General features: G+C 42.5%; 20 protein-coding genes. 17 read left to right on the top strand and 3 right to left on the bottom strand.

The window, feature by feature from the left end; translation table 11 throughout:
• The first annotated feature begins 189 nt into the window (after positions 1–189).
• From glgB to QNH28_RS16175, 6 genes are all read left to right on the top strand, one after another.
• Positions 190–2124, top strand: a complete 1935-nt coding sequence (gene glgB / locus QNH28_RS16200; protein ID WP_349654992.1) for a 1,4-alpha-glucan branching protein GlgB — start codon at positions 190–192, stop codon at positions 2122–2124.
• A 51-nt stretch (positions 2125–2175) separates the two neighbouring features.
• A complete protein-coding gene (gene glgA, locus QNH28_RS16195; RefSeq protein WP_283907604.1) occupies positions 2176–3600 on the top strand; it encodes a glycogen synthase GlgA in 1425 nt (474 codons plus the stop codon).
• Between the two features lie 328 nt (positions 3601–3928).
• Positions 3929–4747 carry a transporter substrate-binding domain-containing protein gene (locus QNH28_RS16190; RefSeq protein WP_283907603.1) on the top strand — a complete coding sequence of 273 codons (819 nt, stop codon included), beginning with the start codon at positions 3929–3931 and terminating at the stop codon, positions 4745–4747.
• A 106-nt stretch (positions 4748–4853) separates the two neighbouring features.
• Positions 4854–5519 carry an amino acid ABC transporter permease gene (locus QNH28_RS16185; protein WP_042128253.1) on the top strand — a complete coding sequence of 222 codons (666 nt, stop codon included), beginning with the start codon at positions 4854–4856 and terminating at the stop codon, positions 5517–5519.
• Positions 5506–6228: an amino acid ABC transporter ATP-binding protein gene (locus QNH28_RS16180; RefSeq protein WP_283907602.1), complete on the top strand. Its 723-nt coding sequence runs from the start codon at positions 5506–5508 to the stop codon at positions 6226–6228. The genes QNH28_RS16185 and QNH28_RS16180 overlap by 14 nt, the downstream gene beginning before the upstream one ends.
• A 157-nt stretch (positions 6229–6385) precedes the next feature.
• Complete coding sequence (locus tag QNH28_RS16175; protein WP_283907601.1) at positions 6386–7915, top strand: Ppx/GppA phosphatase family protein; 1530 nt, start codon at positions 6386–6388, stop codon at positions 7913–7915.
• On the opposite strand, the gene ppk1 is transcribed toward QNH28_RS16175, so the two are convergent.
• Positions 7863–9977 carry a polyphosphate kinase 1 gene (gene ppk1, locus QNH28_RS16170; protein WP_283907600.1) on the bottom strand — a complete coding sequence of 705 codons (2115 nt, stop codon included), beginning with the start codon at positions 9975–9977 and terminating at the stop codon, positions 7863–7865. The genes QNH28_RS16175 and ppk1 overlap by 53 nt on opposite strands.
• Positions 9978–10380: 403 nt before the next feature.
• Here ppk1 and QNH28_RS16165 point away from each other — a divergent pair, with 403 nt between their 5' ends.
• Complete coding sequence (locus QNH28_RS16165) at positions 10381–11040, top strand: 3D domain-containing protein (protein ID WP_283907599.1); 660 nt, start codon at positions 10381–10383, stop codon at positions 11038–11040.
• Between the two features lie 134 nt (positions 11041–11174).
• Here the strand turns inward: QNH28_RS16165 and QNH28_RS16160 are convergent, their stop codons facing one another.
• Entirely contained in the window at positions 11175–12056 is an 882-nt protein-coding gene (locus QNH28_RS16160; protein ID WP_283907598.1) for a polysaccharide deacetylase family protein, read from the bottom strand.
• 185 nt (positions 12057–12241) lie between these two features.
• On the opposite strand from QNH28_RS16160, the gene QNH28_RS16155 reads away from it, so the two are divergent.
• The 8 genes from QNH28_RS16155 (at position 12242) to QNH28_RS16120 (ending at position 18581) form a co-directional block, all read left to right on the top strand.
• Positions 12242–13276 carry an NADH:flavin oxidoreductase/NADH oxidase gene (locus QNH28_RS16155; RefSeq protein ID WP_283907597.1) on the top strand — a complete coding sequence of 345 codons (1035 nt, stop codon included), beginning with the start codon at positions 12242–12244 and terminating at the stop codon, positions 13274–13276.
• Positions 13277–13363: 87 nt separating this feature from the next.
• Positions 13364–14068, top strand: coding sequence for a dihydroorotate dehydrogenase electron transfer subunit (locus QNH28_RS16150; RefSeq protein WP_283907596.1), 705 nt, complete (start codon positions 13364–13366; stop codon positions 14066–14068).
• Entirely contained in the window at positions 14061–14993 is a 933-nt protein-coding gene (locus QNH28_RS16145) for a dihydroorotate dehydrogenase (protein ID WP_283907595.1), read from the top strand. Before QNH28_RS16150 ends, QNH28_RS16145 begins: the two co-directional genes overlap by 8 nt.
• 23 nt (positions 14994–15016) lie before the next feature.
• Positions 15017–15355 (top strand): prenylated flavin chaperone LpdD, encoded by a 339-nt coding sequence (gene lpdD, locus QNH28_RS16140; protein WP_283907594.1) that lies wholly within the window; start codon positions 15017–15019, stop codon positions 15353–15355.
• Positions 15356–15425: 70 nt separating this feature from the next.
• Positions 15426–16094, top strand: a complete 669-nt coding sequence (locus tag QNH28_RS16135; protein ID WP_283907593.1) for a PspA/IM30 family protein — start codon at positions 15426–15428, stop codon at positions 16092–16094.
• A gap of 123 nt (positions 16095–16217) precedes the next feature.
• On the top strand, positions 16218–16622 hold the full coding sequence (locus tag QNH28_RS16130; RefSeq protein ID WP_283907592.1) for a DUF350 domain-containing protein: 405 nt from the start codon (positions 16218–16220) through the stop codon (positions 16620–16622).
• A gap of 14 nt (positions 16623–16636) precedes the next feature.
• Positions 16637–17143, top strand: a complete 507-nt coding sequence (locus QNH28_RS16125) for a DUF4178 domain-containing protein (protein ID WP_283907591.1) — start codon at positions 16637–16639, stop codon at positions 17141–17143.
• 175 nt (positions 17144–17318) lie between these two features.
• Positions 17319–18581: a molybdopterin molybdotransferase MoeA gene (locus tag QNH28_RS16120; RefSeq protein ID WP_283907590.1), complete on the top strand. Its 1263-nt coding sequence runs from the start codon at positions 17319–17321 to the stop codon at positions 18579–18581.
• 231 nt (positions 18582–18812) lie between these two features.
• On the opposite strand, the gene xerS is transcribed toward QNH28_RS16120, so the two are convergent.
• Positions 18813–19895, bottom strand: coding sequence for a tyrosine recombinase XerS (gene xerS / locus QNH28_RS16115; protein WP_283912171.1), 1083 nt, complete (start codon positions 19893–19895; stop codon positions 18813–18815).
• 164 nt (positions 19896–20059) lie between these two features.
• Here xerS and QNH28_RS16110 point away from each other — a divergent pair, with 164 nt between their 5' ends.
• Together QNH28_RS16110 and QNH28_RS16105 are read left to right on the top strand one after the other, a co-directional pair.
• Positions 20060–20569, top strand: coding sequence for a GNAT family N-acetyltransferase (locus QNH28_RS16110; RefSeq protein ID WP_283907589.1), 510 nt, complete (start codon positions 20060–20062; stop codon positions 20567–20569).
• A gap of 219 nt (positions 20570–20788) precedes the next feature.
• A complete protein-coding gene (locus QNH28_RS16105; protein ID WP_218832623.1) occupies positions 20789–20890 on the top strand; it encodes a YjcZ family sporulation protein in 102 nt (33 codons plus the stop codon).
• The last annotated feature ends 25 nt before the right edge of the window (positions 20891–20915 follow it).

Below are 20915 nucleotides of genomic sequence, written 5' to 3'. Positions count from 1 at the left end.
ATGCTTGATATATAAACTCACGACAAGCACTTGAAACGACATAGGTGAAGTATATTGCTGTGTAAAAAGAAAAATTACAATTAATATTTCTTTATCAGAAAATCTTTTGTTTTCACATCAAATCATTTTCAAAATGGTAATATTCGGGTAATGTAATAGGTACAAGCATTCAAAAAAGGTGGTGTAGAATTGGCTGAAAAAGCAACAATCGATACCCTTCCGTCAGCTGCTGATATTTATTTGTTCCATGAGGGCACCAATTATCGCAGCTATTCTATGCTGGGTGCGCACACTGCCGCTGAAGAAGGCGTTACGGGCGTGCGCTTTACCGTGTGGGCTCCTCATGCGACATATGTAGGACTAGCTGGTGATCATAATGGCTGGGATGGAACGCAGGACATGGACTCGTTATATAAGATACCCGATTCAGGATTTTGGAGTCGTTTTTTTCCGGGAATACAGCCGGGAACTTTTTACAAATACAGGATTGTTGCCAGTGATGGCTCCAGCTTCCTAAAAGCGGATCCTTTTGCCTTCAAAGCTGAGGTTCGACCGGCGACTGCATCCGTTGTTACGGATCTCAGTGGTTATCGTTGGGGAGATGCTGCATGGAGAAGAAAGAGTAAAGCTCCATATCATCAACCGATGAACATTTATGAGATGCATTTTGGAACTTGGCGTCAAAAAGAAGACGGGGAATTTTACAGCTATCAGGAAATGAGTGAATTATTAATTCCTTATTTGGTGGAAATGGGCTATACCCATGTTGAATTTATGCCGCTTGCTGAGCATCCATACGACTTGTCATGGGGCTATCAAGGAACGGGGTATTTTGCGGCTACGAGCCGATATGGTGAACCCCATGAGTTGATGTATTTAATCGATCATTTGCATCAAGCTGGAATTGGTGTCATTCTGGATTGGGTTCCGGCCCATTTTGCAAAGGATGCACACGGTTTAAGAATGTTTGATGGCTCGCCACTTTATGAATATGCAGATCCAATGTTAGCGGAAAAACCAGGCTGGGGAACCCTGTCGTTCGACTTCAGCAAGCCTGAGATTTCTTCGTTCCTCATTTCTAACGCACTCTTTTGGTTTGAGTATTATCATATTGACGGGATGCGTGTAGATGCGGTTACCAGTATGCTACGTCTCGATTTTGAGAAACAAGCTCATCAATATCGACGTAATGTGAATGGTGGTCTGGAGAATTTAGAAGCCATTAAGTTTATTCAGAACCTGAATAAAGCGATATTTCAGTATTTTCCTAAGGCACTAATGATGGCAGAAGAATCTAGTGCTTGGCCGGGAGTTACAGCGCCAGCTCATGAGGGTGGCCTCGGTTTTAACTACAAATGGAATATGGGATGGATGAATGACACATTGGGCTACATAGAACATGATTTTTGGGGGCGCCCTCATCATCATAATTTATTAACATTTCCAATATGTTATGCTTATGCCGAAAATTATGCATTACCGTTATCACATGACGAGGTTGTTCATGGCAAGAAGTCGTTACTGGACAAAATGCCGGGTTCTTATGAACAAAAGTTCGCAGGACTTAGACAGTTGCTTGGTTATCAAATATCCCACCCCGGAAAGAAACTCCTGTTTATGGGTGGAGAATTTGGTCAATTTATCGAGTGGAAGGATCAGGAGCAGCTGGATTGGCTACTGCTGGACTATGACAGCCATCGCGGTATGCTAGCTTACACTGCTGCACTTAATAAATTGTATCGCTCGGAGAAAGCCCTGTGGGAGCTTGATCATTCCCAAGAGGGTTATCAATGGATTGATGCAGATGACAATGAACAAAGTGTAATTTCATATTTGCGTAGAGGTAAGAAGCCTGGAGATACCTTGCTGTTTATCATTAATTTTCAACCTGCCCTGCGTCAGCATTATCGTATAGGTGTTCCACGTCCAGGGACTTATGAAGAAATCTTTAGCTCGGAAGATGTAGCGTTTGGAGGCTCAGGTCTACACAACTCACCTCAGAAGAGCAAAAAGCTGGAATGGCATAATCAGGTGAACAGTATAGAACTCACATTACCGCCTCTTAGCTTCCTGGTGTTTAAGAAAACGGCACGAGTGGGTAAGAGTAAAGAGGCAAATGAGTGATAGATCAAAGTACGAATAGAGAATCCGTACACTTTAAAGGGGGAAATAATTATGAAAGTTTTATTTGCCGCAGCTGAAGCTCATCCATTTATCAAAACGGGTGGTCTGGCCGATGTCATTGGAGCATTACCTAAAGCGCTAAAAGCTGCAGGGGTAGATGTACGAGTGATTTTGCCTAAATATCGTGGGATTCCAGAAAAGTTCACTTCGAAAATGGAGCACTTAACGGAAGTGTATGTGCCAATTGGCTGGCGTAATCAATACTGCGGGATCGAACAGATGGTTTATGATGGTATCCCTGTTTACTTTATCGACAATGAGTATTATTTCGGACGCGACGGAATTTACGGATACATGGACGATGGGGAACGCTTCGCGTTCTATAATCGTGCGGTGCTGGAGTGTCTGCCAGCTATTGATTTTCAGCCGGACGTCTTGCATTGCCATGATTGGCATGCGGCTGTAATCCCAATGCTGCTTCAGGGTCATTATCGACACAATCCATTTTACAGCGAAATGCGAAGTGTATTTACCATACATAACCTGTTGTATCAGGGTGTATTTCCTTATGAGGTGCTTGGGGAGCTTTTGGGTCTGGACAGTAGTTATTTTGGAGGCGTGGAGTATTACGGGAATGTGAATTTCTTAAAAGGTGGCATTGTATACAGCGATCGTGTCACCACCGTTAGTCCAACCTACTCGGAAGAAATTCGGACCCCTTATTATGGTTACGGGCTAGATGGATTGTTGAATGCGCGAGCAGATGTTTTAAGTGGTATTGTGAATGGAATTGACACAAAAAGTTATAACCCTGCAACGGATACAAGTCTTGTTACACGGTATCGTTCTAATCTGGCAAAGAAAACGGAGAATAAGCTAGCCTTGCAGGAGGAATTAGGACTCCCTGTGGATGCTAATATTCCGATGGTGGCCATGGTTACTCGTCTAGTGGATTCTAAGGGCTTGGATCTACTTACTCGTGTGTTGGATGAGCTACTGTATAATGATGACATTCAATTTGTTTTGCTTGGAACGGGGGACGAGTCCTATGAGCGATGGTTTAAGGAGGCGGCTTGGCGTTATCCGACAAAGCTATCTTCACAAATCCTCTTTAATGATGCGCTCTCACGCAAAATTTATGCTTCCAGCGATATCTTTCTTATGCCTTCCAAGTTTGAACCTTGTGGGATCAGTCAACTTCTCGCTTTACGCTACGGTAGCATACCGGTTGTGCGCGAAACGGGTGGCCTGAATGACACTGTTCAAGCTTATAATGAAGAATCCGGTGAAGGTAACGGCTTTACGTTCAGTAACTACAACGCCCACGATATGATGTTTGCGCTTCGCCGGGCGATCTCATTATATAAGCAGCCTGAACACTGGAAAAAGATCACGAAAAACGCGTTTGCTGGCGATTATAGCTGGAATGTATCAGCGCAACAGTACATTGATATTTATAATGAAATTACGGAATAAGGATTCATTATATTCTGTAATAGGTTAATAAGGGAGTGCGCTAAAGTATGAATCATACTTCTGGTGCACTCCTTTTTTTGATGAAACCCGGTGCAATTACCCGCATGATTTGGTTAAGTTAGGGAATAGTAAAAATGTATAAAATTATATAAAAATTGAATAAATGTAGAGTGATAGTTCTCAGAAGAGTGAGCTGTTTGCTATGAAACCCAATAAAAGGAAGTTATTGTCACAATTATGCCTTTGCATATTCATGCGTTCTGATTTATAATAAGTCGGTCAAAGGGACTACTTAGATTTTTTTCATAAGAATAGGGGAGATATAGAAATGAACAAATGGGGTAAACTTAGTTTAGGTATGATATTAGCGGTAGGCCTGCTGTCAGGCTGCGGTCAAAATAAAAATGATAATGATACCGCTGCAAGTGGAAATGCAACTAATGGTGGGGTTACTAAGAAGCTTACTATGGGAACAAGTGCTGATTTTCCTCCGTACGAATTCCATAAAGTAGTAGATGGTAAAGATACTATCGTAGGCTTTGATATTGACATTGCTAAGGAAATTGCTGCTGATATGGGTGCTGAGCTTGTAATTAAGGACTTGCCATTCGATTCACTATTGAACGAATTGTCCAGTGGAAGAGTAGATATTGTAATTTCTGGACTTAGCCCGACGGAAGAACGTAAAAAAGCAGTTGATCTTTCAGATATTTATTACAAAGCTGAGCAAGCGATTGTTGTACGCGAAGCGGATAAAGATAAATACGCCACGATGGACGCTGTAAAAGGAACTAAAATTGGTGTGCAAACTGGATCCATTCAAGAAGAAATCGCTAAAGGGATTGAGGGAGCAAAGATCACTTCTCTCGGTAAAATCTCCGAAATTGTTCTACAATTGCAATCCAATCGTGTAGATACTGCCATTATTGAAGGACCTGTGGCCAAATCTTTCGTTAAGAATGTTCCTGGTCTTGTAATTACAGATGCTAAGCCAGAAGTTGAAGATGACGGCTATGCTATTGGTATTAAAAAAGGCAACAAAGAGCTTCTGGATCAAGTGAACAGTACACTGACACGTTTAAACTCAGAAGGTAAAATTGATGAGTATGTTGCGGCTGCTAGTGAGCTTGCAGATAGCACAAAGTAAAGAAATAACGGATATTTTTAAAGTCTGCTAAAGTAAATTGTATGTGTATACAGAAAATAGCGGCAACAAGCTATTTTCTATTTTTTTGGAGATGGGAGGATAGGTTATGGACATTACATTATTTAAAATGGCTTATGATTATCGTGATTTTTTCCTGACTGGTTTGCAGTATACCTTGCTACTTGCCGTTCTGGGTGTCTTCTTTGGTTTTATTCTAGGGATTATCGTTTCCTTGCTTCGTATGTCCAAATGGGGTGTGCTTCGCTTCTTAGCAACAGCCTGGGTAGAATTCCTACGTGGCACGCCTATGCTTGTACAACTGTTCCTGATCCATTATGGATTGGCTACATTCGGCATTGAGTTTACACCGATTCAGTCGGGGGCAATCACTTTATCCATTAACAGTTCTGCTTACCTTGCGGAGATTTTCCGTGCCGGGATACAAGGTGTAGATCGTGGACAAATGGAGGCAGCCCGTTCACTTGGAATGAAACAAGGGATGACTATGCGTCATATCATACTCCCTCAGGCACTCAAGAGTGTTCTTCCGGCAATCGGCAATGAATTTATTACCATTATCAAGGAATCATCGATTATTTCTTTTATCGGCGTTACGGATTTGATGTTTCAAGCACGTACGGTTACAACGATTTCTTATGATGGTATGACACCACTGGTAATTATCGCATTTATGTACTTTGTGCTGACATTTACGCTATCCAAGATCCTTGGTAGATTGGAAAGGAGGCTGAATACCGATGATCGCCGTTAAGAACTTGCAAAAAAATTACGGGAAGCTGGAAATTCTCAAGGGAATTGACTTGGAGATTCATAAGGGTGAAGTCGTCGTCGTTATCGGACCGAGTGGATCGGGTAAAAGCACCTTCCTGCGCTGTTTGAATCTGCTAGAGCAGCCAACAGGTGGCGAAATCACTTTTGAGGGTGAATCTATTACCTCCAAAAAGCACGATATTAATGTCACACGTGAGAAGATGGGGATGGTATTTCAGCAGTTTAACCTCTTTCCTCATAAAACAGTTCTGCAAAATATTACCCTCGCACCAATTAAGGTGAAAAAGAAGCCGCAGGCTGAAGCTGATAAATTTGCAATGGAGCTACTCAAGACTGTAGGCCTGGAAGATAAGAAGGACGCTTATCCAGCTCAGCTGTCCGGAGGACAGAAGCAACGGATCGCGATTGCCCGTGCGCTTGCGATGCAGCCTCATGTGATGCTCTTTGACGAGCCAACCTCAGCACTTGACCCAGAAATGGTCGGCGAGGTGCTGGAGGTTATGAAGAAGCTTGCAGAAGACGGGATGACAATGGTCATTGTTACGCATGAGATGGGCTTTGCAAGAGAAGTAGGCGACCGTATTCTATTTATGGATGGCGGCGTGATTGTAGAGCAGGGTACACCTGCACAAGTCTTCGGGAATCCTCAACATGTACGTACACAGGATTTTTTAAGTAAAGTGTTATAAGAAGTGAAGTTATAGCGGCGCTCGGACAAGTTATCCGGGCGCCGCTTTATTTTTTTTAACAGTTGCGTAATTTGAGGATATAATGGACTGAGTTCATTTATTTATGTAAACCATGTATAATAGATGGTCAATCAACTTGAAAAGGAGTACATACATAATGAGAGATGATCTGCGCCGCATAGGCATTATCGATATTGGTTCTAACTCCATACGTCTTGTAATCTATGATACAACGCCGGAGGGAGGCTATAAGATCATCAAGGAGTGTAAGTACTCTGCACGTCTTAGTGAGAAGATTACGAAGGAAGGTCGACTGGAGCAGAAGGATATGGAGACGATCATCCCAGTCTTGCGACAGTTTAAGGAGATCTGCAATGCTTTTGAAGTAGAGACTATTCGTGCGGGTGCTACAGCGGCTATCAGAAATGCTGCTAACTCCAGTGAAATTATTGCCTTTTTGTCAGAAGCTTCTACTATACCTATTGAGGTTATCAGTGGTCATCAGGAAGCTTACTTTGGCTTCTTGGGCGTTATAAATGCATTTAATGTTGAGGATGGTTATGTCATCGATATTGGTGGCGGGAGTACTGAAATCACACTTTTTTGCGGGCGTCGTTATCAACATAGCATTTCCTTTCCGTTCGGAGCGGTAAATACCAATCTTATGTTTGGTCAAGGTGGGAACTGGAATGGAGAGCAGATTCAGAAACTGGAGACCTATGTTCTGGGGAGATTGGTAGAGCATGATTGGCTTAACGCAACAGCAGGTCTTCCATTGTTTGGTCTGGGAGGGACAGTTCGTTCTTTAGGTAAGCTGGATCAAAAGACTAGAGCATACTCATTACCTAATTCTCATGGTTACACCATGGCCAGTGAGACGATTGAGCATTTTATGAACACATTACCTTCAATGCCTTATGATAAACGTAAAGATTTAGATGGTTTGTCTAAGAGTCGAGCAGATATCATTGTATCCGGGTTGATTATTTTCCATACGGTATATCAGTATATTGGGGCTAGTCAGGCTGTAATCAGCGGGGAAGGGCTCAGGGAAGGTATGCTACATGATCTATTGAAGCCGGAGCAACCGGTGCGTGACAGTGCGCTTGAATACAGTTTAAATACGATCATTCGGTTTGATATTCGTACCTCTAAACGGTATTTAGATCATATCAATAAGCTTGCGCTAAGTCTGTTTGATGCGTTCAAGGATGAGGAGAATAAAGCTGAACATAAGATGTTAATTTATGTATCCATCATGCTACATCGAACGGGATCTAACATAAACTATTATCAATCTAAACGACACACCCTTTATTGGCTGATGAATTCACCGATTCGTGGACTAACACACCGCCAGCTTATCCTATGCGCGATGATTGCCTCGTATAGCACAAAAAGCCGGAAGCAGAAATTGTCCCAGATGTATAAGGACATTTTGCTGCCTTCCGACGAAGAGTGGATTCATAAGCTCGGGTCGCTTGTACAGCTAAGCATTGCACTGGACAGCACCGAGATCGGGATTGTAAGCGGCTTGAAAGCTAATCTGCACGGCAATACCCTTAATCTGGACCTTGAGGGCACTTCAGCGCTTCTGATTGGTCTAGAGGACATTGAGAACGCCTTAAAAGCATTTAAGAATGCTTGGGCGGTGAAGGTAAAACTCGGGTTCCCTTCCAACGTGTAACATCCATTGCTGCGAACTGGCTCCGGAAAGGGGCCTTTTTGTCGTCTGGTTGCTCGTAATATCCATTAGGCTGTAAGAAGCTTGCCTTCACATTATCTTTTAGGGATAGTTCAAGAATCTTAACGATTTGTTTACGTATATTGCTATCTCTGACAGGACACATCAGCTCGATCCGTCGAGTTAGGTTTCTAGTCATCCAGTCTGCACTGGATAAATACACCTCAGGCTTACCACCATTCTCAAAATAGTAAATTCTTGAATGCTCCAAAAAGCGGTCGACAATACTGCGAACCGTAATGTTTTCGCTTAAGCCTTCAATCCCCGGTCGTAGACAACAAACCCCCCGAACGATTAAATCGATAGAAACACCAGCTTGTGCGGCACCATATAAATCATCGATGACCTGTTGATTAGAGAGTGAGTTCATTTTGGCAATAATACGTGCAGGTCTGCCGGCTGCAGCATGCTCCGCTTCACGCTTCATCAGCTTTTGTAAGGAAAGGCTCATGTCCGTTGGGGCTACAATGAAGGCATTCCAGTCAAAATCAGCGGAATAACCAGTCATTTGATTAAACAGCTCAGAAGCATCAAGACCGATATCGCTTTGAGCGGTAAATAGACTGAGATCCGTGTAGACTTTGGCTGTACTGTCATTGTAGTTTCCTGTGCCAACATGCACGTAGCGACGTAATTCATGACCTTCCTGACGGACAATCAAGGTGACTTTGGCATGCGTTTTGAGTCCAACAAGACCATAGACGACATGACATCCGGATTTTTCAAGTTGGCGAGCCCAAGCGATGTTACGTTCCTCATCAAATCTGGCTTTTAACTCTACAACTACTGTTACCTGTTTTCCTGATTCAGCAGCATTAGCGAGTGCAGTGATCAGAGGAGAGTTTCCGCTTACCCGATATAGAGTCATCTTAATGGCCATCACTTGTTCGTCCTCTGACGCTTGAATGATAAAGTCCGTCATCGCATCAAAGGATTCATAAGGGTGGTAGACCAGAACATCTCGCTCACGTAATACCTCAAAGAAATCCTCGTTTTCTTCAAATTCAGCAGGGTAGACGGGCTCAATGCTTGGATAGTTTAAGTAACCAAAGCCTTTAATATTGCCGGCGAAATTACGAAGGAAACTTAGATCAAGCGGACCTTCAATTTCGAATAGGAAATCTTCCAGTTCAAATTCAGCTTGCAGTTGTTCCAAGGCATACGGATGTATTCCTTTTTGAACTTCAAGTCTTGCTGGAACCCCGCGACGACGCTTGCGCAGTTCTTTTTCAATCTCTTCTAGAAGATCCTCGGCTCCTTCTTCGTCAATTGTGAGATCAGAGTTGCGAGTTAAACGAAATTCACTAACGGCAACGGGCTCGTATCCACTAAATAAAGTTTGAATGTGATGACGGATAACATCCTCTATAAATACGAACTGCCGTTTCTTACTGTTAGAACGGTGTGGTAACGGGATACATCTTGGCAGATTAGATGGAATTTGCAAAATAGCAAAAAAAGGCTCTTCTTCAAGACCATTCTTACGATTAAGAACTACTGCTAAATAGATAAATTGGCTATGAACGAGTGGAAACGGTCGACTCTGATCTACTGCCATTGGCGTAAGTACAGGATAGATAATATCCCGGTAATATTGTTCTATGGATTGTTCCTGTGCATGAGTGAGATCCTCATAATCTACAAAAACGATACCTTCCTTATGCAAACTCCGTGAAATATCACGGAAAATCCGGTATTGATCGGCAACAATTTTGGTAACTCGCTTGATGAGGCGTTTGTATAGCCCGGAGGGGGTGTAGCCAGTGAAATCTTTTTTAGTATAGCCTGCCCGGATTTGATCTTGAATTCCCGCCACTCGAACACTTATGAATTCATCAAGATTGCTTGATACGATAGACAGAAATCTAGCCCGTTCCATTAGCGGATTATCAGGGTCTTGCGCTTCTTTAAGCACGCGACGGTTAAATTCGATCCAGCTCAAATCTCTATTGAGGTAAGCGGTGGCTGGACTGCTTTGGTTGTTTTTATTCTCTTCAGTATTCATGGGACCTCCAAATATGATTCGTTGTCTATATCTAATCTATTTATCATATTCTATCATTCTACTATTGGATAAAGCATGAAATGTTAACGCTGTGTAAAATATTCGGGAATTTTATATGATTATTTTTATAAAATAGTGCAGGTATCTTTTATTTAAGTTTACATAATAAAAAATATGTTAACCAACATCCACAAAAAATGACAATATTGAAACTTGATTTTTCACAATGGTAACAATTACATAAGCACAGGTTACAAAATTGTGATATATTAAGTCCTGTCAGTTTTACAAAAGACTGCAACACACCAAGACATCACACAAACTGGATGTACATAAGTACTTAAAATGTACACGAGCGTATACGGAAGTCATACCGTTCACGCCCATCTATGAGGAGGCAATTATGAAGAACAGATTTAGAACAATTAAAGCCCTTGCTGCAATTATGGGAATCAGTGCATTGTTGCATGCCGTTCCAGCTCATGCAGACAGCGTTCATATCGCTAAGGATGGCAACACTTTTTATACTCTTTCCAAGCAATACAATGTAGGTATGAATGAGTTAATGAAAGCAAACCCAAACGTTGCAGCACTTAACATTTACGAAGGGCTTGAGATTACAATTCCTAGTAAAATGCAGGCTGAGTCCGTAACTACAACTGACAAATCACCAGTAATTACACCAAGTCTGAATGTAAACTCAGAGTCCAAAACAGTTGAAGCCTGGGGTAAGTCCTTTAATTATGACAAAACGATTCAAGTCAAAGCTTCAGCGTATTCTTCCGCAAGCAGTGAGAACGGCGGATGGGGAGCCGTAGATTATTTCGGAAATCCTCTAAAGATTGGTACTATTGCTGTTGATCCAAGTGTGATTCCACTGGGTACCAAAGTATTGGTAACAGGTCATTCACATGATGGATTACCTAAAGATGCATTCTTAGCTACGGCAACGGATGTAGGTGGTGCTATAAAGGGCAATCGTATCGATATCTTTATCCCTGGTAGCCAAAGCTTTGTATCATCATTTGGATATCAATATGTACAATTATACATTGTTAAATAGATAGATAAAAATAGAGAGAATTATAACTAAGAGATATGAAAAGTTCTAAATAAGGTTAAACAGGAAACGGAGGGAGTCCTTAGGGGCTGCCTCCGTTTTTTTTACGTATCAGAAAATATATATTTGGGGATATTTTATTTACTTTTGGACACCTGCAGTAGTTGAGGGACGGTAACGAATGTATATCCCCGTTTTCGCATGATAGTGATTATTTCAGGTAAAGCCTGAATCGTTCCTTCTAGATGACTACCTGGACCGCCTCCACCGTGTTGAAGAATAATTGCTCCTCTTCCAATATGAGCTAGAATGTTATTTCTAACTTGGTTTTTGGAAAGTCCTTTCCAGTCCAAAGAGTCCACATTCCAATTCACAAGCGTGTAGCCATGGCTTTTTGCCCATTTTAGCTGCTGTTCACTGATATCCCCATAGGGAGGGCGAATAAGACGGGGTTTATATCCGGCCAAGGTTTGTATAATATTTTCGGTCTTAATGATTTGTGATCGGAAATCATTCATCTCCAGCTTCACAAACTGAGGGTGGTTATACGAGTGATTTCCAATCGCATGACCTTCTCTAATCATTCTTTTCACCAAGGCTGGATGTTTTTTTGCTCTACTTCCCACTACAAAGAAGGTTGCTTTGACGTTATATTTTTTCAGGATGTTAAGCAACTGGGGGGTAAATCTTGGGTCAGGTACATCATCAAAAGTAAGTGCTATGACTTTATTCCGAGGACCACTAGTCTTAAAAGTCTCTGGGTATTTGTGTAACAGCTGACTTAACGTCAGACCTTTAGTGTTCTTATTGCTGTTAAGCGTAGAACTATTTGTAGCAGCGCTACCTGCTGAAATTGCCGTATCTTCGTCTGAAGTGGGTACAATTTGTGTTTGATCTTGCGGAGTCTTCTGACTCTGTACAGGCGCTGACGCAACCTCTGAAGAATAGGTTGGGAATAGCATAGTTATAATTGTTCCTAATATTACGAGCAGTTTCTGACCTCTCCGTTGAAAATACATCCCCATCTGCCTCCTTTACTACCTGATCATCGCCATATTCTTAATTGTTATCTCCATAGATGGGTAGATTTATGCTACTAATAATACAGTTTGAGTTAAGATTTCTTGAAGGAACCAATGCGTGTATACTAATAGAACGGGGAATTCCCGGGCCAATTATAGATTACGGAAGGATGGAGACATGAATGTCTGATTTGTTTGCACCGTATGAATTGAAGGGGTTATCGCTGAAGAATCGTATTGTCATGCCACCTATGTGCCAGTACTCGGTGGATAAAGAGGATGGCATCCCTAATGATTGGCATTATGTTCATTATGTAAGCCGTGCTATTGGCGGTACAGGATTTATTATTGTAGAAATGACTGGCGTACATCCAGACGGTAGAATCACTAATCGAGATACAGGGATCTGGAGTGATTCGCAAATTGAAGCTTATCGTAAAATCACGGATGGTGTACATGCGTATGGATCAAAAATCGCTATTCAATTAGGGCATGCTGGACGGAAAGCTGTGGATGCTGAGCCGCCAGTGGCTCCTTCAGCAATTCCTTTTGATGCTAATTCTAAAACGCCACAAGCTCTTTCTAAGGAAGGGATATCAGCGTTGATTGAGGCTTTCCGTGAAGGTGCGAGCAGAGCTGTGGAGGCAGGATTTGATACGGTCGAAATTCATGGTGCACACGGTTATTTAATTCACCAGTTTCATTCACCATTGACGAATACCAGAGATGATGAGTATGGACAAGATCTCGCATTGTTTGGAGTACAGGTAGTTAAAGCAGTCCGAGAAGTTGTTCCTGTGGACATGCCATTGATTATGAGAATATCTGCGAAGGAATATGTTGAGGGTGGATATGATGCTGATTACGCCCTGGATATTTGCCGACGGTATAAAAATGCTGGAGTGGATATGTTCCATGTTTCTTCTGGGGGTGAAGGTCCTATAGGTTCAAATGGAGGCCCTAATGCAGGACCTGCATATCAAGTGGATCTGGCAGAGTTTATTCGCAGTGGGTTACAGGTACCTGTAATTGCAGTGGGGCGGCTTGAGTCCTTTACTGAGGCACACTCCATCGTTGCGGAAGAACGGGCTGAACTGGTAGCTGTTGGTCGTGGGATGTTAAGCGATCCTTATTGGGCTTTACATGCGGAAGAAGCGCTGGGAGGCGTGCGAAACGTGCCCAAACCTTATGAACGTGGGATCTGGAAAAAAGGATAGCTCGCTTTGAATGTGAAGTTTGTCACAGATTTTATACTCCTTCTAATGCAATCTTAATAAAGATAAAATTTGAAGGAGCTTGATAACGTGGGGATGGTTTTAAGTAACGATAGGCTAACAGACGGAGTGTACCACCTTAAGGTTGAAACGAATAGTGGCGGTAAAATGGGTCAATTCTACATGTTACGGGCATGGGGAGCTTATCCCATCCTTTCCAGACCGTTAAGTATACATGAAGTGAACGAAGATAGTGTTGAATTTTTATATCACGTAGTGGGGGAAGGCACTGAGATATTTTCACGGTTGACCCCTGGTGATTCAGTGGAGCTAGAAGGACCTTTTGGTACGGGATTCCCGCAGGTCGAAGGCAAGGTTTCACTTATTGGTGGAGGGATCGGAATAGCGCCACTATATTATTGTGCGAAGCAGCTCCCTGGTTGTGATATCTTTCTAGGCTTTAGTCGGGAAGCTTACCGGACAGAAGCTTTTCGCCCATTAGCTGCCGAGCTTACAGTAGATGTAGGCGGATTTATTTTGGATCGTGTAGATTTTAGTCAATATGATCATGTTTTTGTCTGTGGTCCGCATCCTATGCTTAAAGCTGCACAGCTTAAAGGCATAGCGGCTGAAGAGGCAGGCAGCAAAACAAAAGTTTACCTCTCTCTAGAGAATCGAATGGCTTGCGGCATTGGTGCTTGTCTTGTATGTAGTGTTTCTTGTCGTGATGGTCAGCGAAAAGCCTGTGCAGACGGACCTGTGTTCCTTTCTGAGGAGGTGATTTTCCATGACTAAGATGAGCACAACGATTGCAGGCGTTCATTTTAAGAATCCGATTGTAATGGCTTCAGGAACATTCGGCTTTGGTCGTGAATATGGCAAGCTGTATGATATGTCTATGTTAGGTGGAATCTCAGGGAAGGGGCTCACTCTCCATCCCAAAGCAGGTAATCCTGGCACTCGAGTATACGAGACAGCCTCTGGCATGCTGAATAGTGTTGGATTGGAGAATCCAGGGGTAGCCGCGTTCTTGGAAAAAGAATGCCCTTATTGGGAAACACTCGATACCGCTCGTTTGGTGAATCTTGGGGGCGGCACCCTTGAGGACTACGTACTTGGAGCAGAAATGATCCAACGTGATGCAGACCTCAGATCAAGCTTAGGTAAAACTGCTGTAGATATGATTGAATTGAATATTTCTTGTCCGAATGTAAAAGAGGGTGGGATTGCATTTGGAATCAAGACTTCAGAAGCGCGAAAGGTAGTACAGGCTGTTAGACGTGCCACCAAGCTTCCACTTGCTGTAAAGCTGTCTCCAGGTGCTGAGAATATCGTTGAAATGGCGCAAATGTGTGAGGAAGAGGGAGCAGATGCTGTCTCATTAATTAACACCATTTCTGGTATGAAAATCGATGTGCGACGGAGAAGTAGTGTATTTAATAACTTGTATGCCGGACTGTCCGGCCCTGCGATTAAGCCAGTCGCTTTGCGCATGGTGCATCAAGTTGCACAGAACATATCTATTCCTGTGATCGGAATGGGAGGCATCACCACAGCAACGGATATTATTGAATTTATTATGGCAGGTGCTTCGGTAATCCAAGTGGGAACCTACAATTTTATGAATTTAAGAGCAGGTAGTCAGCTAGTTGAAGAGCTTGGGCAATTCATGGTGCAAGAGAATATTCAATCCTTGGATGAAATAAGAGGCATTATATAAAGTGGAGTAGTGAGGAGATACTATTGGCTTCTAACAAGATTAACCCTGACGATATCGAGCTGACGGTGACGCATGTCGGACGTGATCTCTTGCTTGTAATTAGTGGAGGCGTTCGTCACATTGGAGCAGCAAGTACTGCTTATCTAAATGGAGAGCGGGTGGAAGTGCAGACCTCTGCCGTTCCTCATCATAAAGAGCATACAATTAGCGAAGATATTGCGATCAGGGTAGCTAAGGCTCTAAATAGGACAGTCACAGTGGTGATGGGGATTCATTACGACGATCTCTCGAAAGAAGGCATTATGAAGGTCGTAGAGATAGTAAATAATAAAGTTAATCAATATTTAGCGCAACAAATTTGAAACGGAATTGGCAATTCTGCGTAAAAGATATCAAGTGAGTTTTTAAATTATCTTTTGGAGGAATGAAACCATGTCTATATTTAAAAGATTGCGCGATTTAACGATGTCTAACGTGAATGCGATTATTGACAAAGCAGAAGACCCGATTAAAATGACGGATCAGTACATTCGTGATATGACCGAAGATTTGGAAGATGCAGAAAAAGCGGTAGCGGCTCAAATCGCTATTGAGAAGAAATTCAAGCAGCTGTATGAAGAGCAGGAAGCGCTTGTTAACAAACGTACACAACAGGCACATGCTGCAGCTCAAGCTGGTAATGTTGATCTGGCTCGCCGTGCACTGGAAGAGAAGAAGGCTGCTGAAGCTAAACTGGTAGAATACAAAGCTAGCTTCGATCAGAACAAAGCTTCTGCGGATAATCTTCGTGGGAAGCTTGAAGAAATGCGTAAGCAACTTACTCAAATGAAGAACAAACGTGAAACCTTGGTTGCTCGTTATAATGCTGCCAAAGCTCAAACCGAAATTAATAAAGCGATGAGTGGTTTCAGCTCTGATTCCGCATCTGCTGGCCTGAAACGTATGGAAGAAAAAATGATGCAAGCAGAAGCTCAAGCAGAAGCTAGCAACGAGATGAGCTCGGGCAACAAATCACTTGATGATGAGTTCGAGAAGTTGAACAAAGATCAAGCAGTGGAAGATGAATTGGCTGCTCTGATGAAACAATACGAGAAGCAATAACATTTGATCTTAGCCGTTTCACGGCTGATGTTCACAGGCGAAGGGGAGACAGGAATATCGTTTCCTCTTCGCTTTATCTATGCTTATGACAGGCATGCAAAATGAATAAGCGGGGGCTATAGAATGGATTTCCATATCCTGGTGTCCATGGTCGTGTGGACAGTGAGCGGCGCGGTGTTGCTGTTTGTGCTGATGTTCGTAGATTCACTTTTCACTCGATACAATGATTTAGAAGAGTTAAAGGCTGGAAATATGGCAGTTACTACACGTTTTGTGATGAAGCTATTGGCACAGGCTTTCATTTTATCGTCATCGATAGCTGCTTCTAACAGCCTGCCAGATGCTTTGCTGGTCTCGATTGTATCTTTTTTTCTTTTGCTTATATTGGAAAGAACGGTCCGTTTTCTCTTAGCTAAATGGGGGAATCTGGATCTGGATCATGGTACACAGCTTGGCAAAATCGGGTACGGCTTATTATCAGGCTCGCTGCAAATTACGGGAGCATTAATTATTTCTGCATTTATGTAGGGGGAACGATCAAGTTGAGTATATGGAAGCGTATAGGTAATCTTTTCTCCAAACCAGTGCCTCAGGAAGTTCAGAAAAGTATGCTTAATTTGTCTCCCGGAGACATCTGTGAAGTATCGCTCGTTACCTACGAGGTAACCGGTAGGACCCATAATCGTGGACGAAATGCGGTAGTACTGACATTAAGAGATGGTAGTCAAATTGCCTATTTGCATATTGAGGAGCGGGAACAGCTACAATATGGATTGTATAAACCCATCGATGGGCGCTTAGATAATCCTGCTGAAGTTCCAACAACACTTGAGCTGGATGATTATACATTTTTTCTGGAGGAAGAGTATGAAGGATATGTTGCTGTTGCTGGCCAAACCCCTTTTATGAATGGCGGAGAGCAGCATGTATGGCAATATCAATCAGATGATTCTCGACTTCTGCGTGTAGAGTGGCAACATGGACGATTCATGCTTTATGAAGGGGAAAAAGTAATTCCTGGAGATGTGAAGGTAATTAGAGCATCCTAGAAATGATTTGTAGGAGATGTGATCTTGTGATCGCATCTTTTTTTGTGCAACTTCTTAGCTGAAATCGGTAAGGAATTTTGTCGTTTCTGCTATTCGTTTTTAACATCAGGATGGCTCATGATAAAATAGTAGCTATTGTACTGCAAAAATGGACGATTTAGAGCGGAGGCATTGTATGACGGATCAAAAATTTCAGCGCAGAGCACTTCAAGTAAAAGAGGCACAAGCCAAAATAATCAAATTTGCTAAACCACTAGAGCCACAGGAGGTCTTTTTGAATGAGTGTTGTGGTCGTTATTTAGCTGAGGAAGTGATTGCGCCACATCCTTTTCCCGCGTTTAACCGTTCTAGCATGGATGGATATGCAATTATTGCAGCAGATACAAATCACTGTGTAAATGGACAAGTCGTATGGTTAGAAATGGTGGACAATATTCCATGTGGCGCTGTGGCATCGGTAGATATAACTTCGGGAACAGCAGCAAGGATAATGACTGGAGCAGAGGTGCCGTCAGGCGCAGACACTGTAGTTATGCTAGAAGTAACGGAGACACGTGAGGAGGAAGGAAAGACGTACATTGGTATTCGAAAGAAGCAGGAAGCAAAGTCTAATATCACACCGATGGGGCTGGAATTAAGCCCTGGTGAGCTAGTGCTGACAGCGGGGCGATTAATCTCTGCAGGGGATATAGCTGTTCTGGCAGCGTTTGGGGTACATACAGTGAAAGTCTATCGTCGGCCTAAGGTAGCTATCTTTGCGACAGGAACAGAGCTGCTGGAGGTGCATGAACCGCTACAGCCTGGCAAAATTCGCAACAGCAACTCACCTATGCTTGAAGCCTTAGTCAAAGAGGCAGGGGGGGACCCGGTGATGCTGGGATCTATTGTGGACGATCTGGAGCTGGCTCGAAGTAAAGTGCAGATGGCATTAGAAACTTATGATTTTGTAATCACAACGGGTGGAGTATCGGTAGGAGATTATGATATCATGGGCGATTTGGTACGTGAAGAGAGTGGAGATATGTTGTTTAATAAAGTAACGATGCGTCCTGGGAGCGTAACTACTGCTGCTGTTAGAGGTGGTAAGCTGCTATTAGCCTTATCAGGTAATCCAGGTGCTTGTTTCGTTGGGTTTCAATTGTTCGCACGTCCGGTTATTAGATTAATGCAGAGCGCGTCACAGCCATTCTTACCAGAATGGAGCGCCACACTGGGTACAGATTATAACAGAGTGAACAACTTTACTCGATTTGTTCGAGCGCGATTAGAGATCCGTGACGGCAGCCTTTATGCTTTTCCAGCAGGTATTGATGAATCTTCCGTGATGGTTACGATCAAGGATAGCGATTGTTTGATTGTTGTTCCACCAGAGGAAAAAGGAATATCTGCGGGAGCGAAAGTGACTATTATCAAGCTTCCGGGAGAAATACGCGGATAGGATATAGGAGAAATGAACTTTTTGACATTAACCTACGATGGAACAAGCTAGTCATCTGATAGGCCACGACTTTATTTACAACATTTCATCATATGAAAAATTCACAACAGAAAAACCAATCATTCAACTTTAATACTAATTTGATCAGTCTTTCTAAACCATTAAAAAGAGAGCCGGCCACACCTTTTCCATAAAAATCGGATGGGGTATGGCCGGCTTTTTGCAATAAAATTAACTATCCAAACGGCGTTCAATCGCCTCAGACATCGTTTTGTCCGTTAGATGAGCATAGATTTCGGTTGTTTCTGTGGAAGCATGCCCGAGCTGTTCTTTCGTTTTATAAATATCATTTTGCAGATAATAGTCTGTTGCAAAAGAGTGCCGAAGCTTATGTACCGTTAGATAGGGCTTACCAAAGCGCTTTGCGTATTTAATAATCATTTCTTGAATGGCTCTTTTGGTCATGCGTTTGCCTTCTTGTCGTCCGTTGGGCAAAGCGATAAACAATGCTTTTTCCCTCTTTGGCGTTTTATATCGGGATTGACGTAGGCTTAAATAAAGGGCTAAATCATCCTTAGCTTGTTCTCGAAAATAAACAGGGGTTTTGAAGGTTTCATCATTGTTCCCTTTTCGGGTGACATAAATGAGCTTGTTGTTAACATCCAGATCATCCACGTTAAGATTGACTACTTCGGATACACGAAGGCCAGAATTCAGAATTAAGCTGGCAATACAGGCATCGCGTTCGCGATTTAATTGAAAGGAATAATAAGCCTGCTTGTTTCCTTCAACATCTCTTCCATATCCTTCGAAAATGTACCCCACGAATTCCAGCAGTTCCTCATCTTCTAGAATCTTGCCCTTTAATTTAGCAGCAGTATCCTTAGGTTTATGTGTTCGTTTAACTTCAACCTTGGCCATAATATTTCGTTTAAGCAACGGATAGAAGTTCTCGTCCTCAGCAATTTGACTTAAATAATGAAACAAAGAGCGTAATGCGGACAACTTACGGGACACGGTTACACGTGTATTGGTTCCCTCTGCTCGGGTAGTAAGATGCAGGCGGTATCCAACAATACTATCCATATGCAGGGTTTCTAATTCAAGTAGCGTGATCTCTGTGTTGGAGCTGGCCTGTGAGAGACCTTCTGCACGCAGCCATCCGAAAAAGGACTCATAGTCCCGAATGTACTCCAGGAGGGTGGATGGGGATAGATCAGGTCGCTTATAGTCAATAAACTGCTGAACGAACCAAGGCATGAGAGGTAGCTTTAGATCCAGTTTTTTTCGGTCATCGTTCTTTTGAACGCTCATGTGATTCACCTTTTCCATAGTTTGCATATAATTTCTTCCTACTATCTTATCATGTTTTGTCCCCCTATGGGCTTGGATTAAAGCTATTTATAAGCGATGAACTTGCTCCTGAAAGAACTAAGTTATATGATGTGAAGTAAACATAATTGACAGAGGTGCACCTAATGGAACTTGGAATGGAGCTGGTTCCCAGAGAGCGGAAACAGACGATAAGTAAACTAATGCAGTTCTATCTATATGATTTCACACGATACCTGGAGCTTGATGTAGACCAAGATGGAATATATCCGTCCTATCCGGGACTAGAATCTTTTTGGAGTAGTGGCAACAATAAGTTTGCGTATTTGTTCAAAGTAGGCGGACAAATTGCTGGTTTTGCTTTGGTAGAACGCTTGTTGCGTAACCCTGAGGGGCAATTTTATATGACTGAGTTTTTTGTAATGCAAAAATATCGTCGGAGCGGTGTTGGGACCTGGGCTGCGCATAAATTGTTTGATATGTACCCAGGCGACTGGAAGGTATCACAGGTACGCGCGAATACGCCAGCTCGTAATTTCTGGCATAAAGTGATTGGTGAGTACACAAATGGAGAATTTCAAGAGCGGTTTAATCCACCACAAGGCAATCCGAGCCAATACTTCAATACATTAAATAATAATAGGGTTAATATTTGAATGGGAAATAGCGATATTGTAGTCATCAAAAATTAATGCTTATTTTACCGTTCAAGAGATTAACACTTATCAGTTTACATAATCAATATTATGTAAACTGATAATGAATAACCCAACAACCTCAACGGGATAGTTGGGCTATTTTTGTTCATTATACCCAAGCAGAGATGGGGATTTAGCATATCTTATGATGTACTCAATTACAAAGGAGGAGTTAAAATGGGCGAATTCGCAGGAGGATACGGTGGATTTACTAACACAGGAGCTATTTTGGTTCTGTTTATCCTGTTGGTTATCATCACAAAAACTCTTTGTCTGTAATCCTTTAACTTCATGAATAAGGGTT

The sequence above is a fragment of the Paenibacillus sp. G2S3 genome (assembly GCF_030123105.1).
In the GTDB taxonomy this organism is placed as follows: Bacteria; Bacillota; Bacilli; order Paenibacillales; family Paenibacillaceae; genus Paenibacillus_AQ.
The sequence above is the reverse complement of the archived record's forward strand: the minus strand, read 5'-3'. Positions and strand labels throughout refer to the sequence as shown.

What these genes read in the sequence shown, in the direction of transcription:
- QNH28_RS16130 (WP_283907592.1), top strand. Translation starts at nt 16,218, where the DNA reads ATGGATTTCCATATCCTGGTGTCCATGGTCGTGTGGACAGTGAGCGGC.
- QNH28_RS16105 (WP_218832623.1), top strand. Translation starts at nt 20,789, where the DNA reads ATGGGCGAATTCGCAGGAGGATACGGTGGATTTACTAACACAGGAGCT.
- QNH28_RS16190 (WP_283907603.1), top strand. Translation starts at nt 3,929, where the DNA reads ATGAACAAATGGGGTAAACTTAGTTTAGGTATGATATTAGCGGTAGGC.
- QNH28_RS16110 (WP_283907589.1), top strand. Translation starts at nt 20,060, where the DNA reads ATGGAACTTGGAATGGAGCTGGTTCCCAGAGAGCGGAAACAGACGATA.
- QNH28_RS16135 (WP_283907593.1), top strand. Translation starts at nt 15,426, where the DNA reads ATGTCTATATTTAAAAGATTGCGCGATTTAACGATGTCTAACGTGAAT.
- QNH28_RS16185 (WP_042128253.1), top strand. Translation starts at nt 4,854, where the DNA reads ATGGACATTACATTATTTAAAATGGCTTATGATTATCGTGATTTTTTC.
- glgA (WP_283907604.1), top strand. Translation starts at nt 2,176, where the DNA reads ATGAAAGTTTTATTTGCCGCAGCTGAAGCTCATCCATTTATCAAAACG.
- xerS (WP_283912171.1), bottom strand. Translation starts at nt 19,895, where the DNA reads ATGAGCGTTCAAAAGAACGATGACCGAAAAAAACTGGATCTAAAGCTA.
- QNH28_RS16120 (WP_283907590.1), top strand. Translation starts at nt 17,319, where the DNA reads ATGACGGATCAAAAATTTCAGCGCAGAGCACTTCAAGTAAAAGAGGCA.
- QNH28_RS16145 (WP_283907595.1), top strand. Translation starts at nt 14,061, where the DNA reads ATGACTAAGATGAGCACAACGATTGCAGGCGTTCATTTTAAGAATCCG.
- QNH28_RS16180 (WP_283907602.1), top strand. Translation starts at nt 5,506, where the DNA reads ATGATCGCCGTTAAGAACTTGCAAAAAAATTACGGGAAGCTGGAAATT.
- QNH28_RS16160 (WP_283907598.1), bottom strand. Translation starts at nt 12,056, where the DNA reads ATGTATTTTCAACGGAGAGGTCAGAAACTGCTCGTAATATTAGGAACA.
- QNH28_RS16165 (WP_283907599.1), top strand. Translation starts at nt 10,381, where the DNA reads ATGAAGAACAGATTTAGAACAATTAAAGCCCTTGCTGCAATTATGGGA.
- ppk1 (WP_283907600.1), bottom strand. Translation starts at nt 9,977, where the DNA reads ATGAATACTGAAGAGAATAAAAACAACCAAAGCAGTCCAGCCACCGCT.
- QNH28_RS16155 (WP_283907597.1), top strand. Translation starts at nt 12,242, where the DNA reads ATGTCTGATTTGTTTGCACCGTATGAATTGAAGGGGTTATCGCTGAAG.
- QNH28_RS16175 (WP_283907601.1), top strand. Translation starts at nt 6,386, where the DNA reads ATGAGAGATGATCTGCGCCGCATAGGCATTATCGATATTGGTTCTAAC.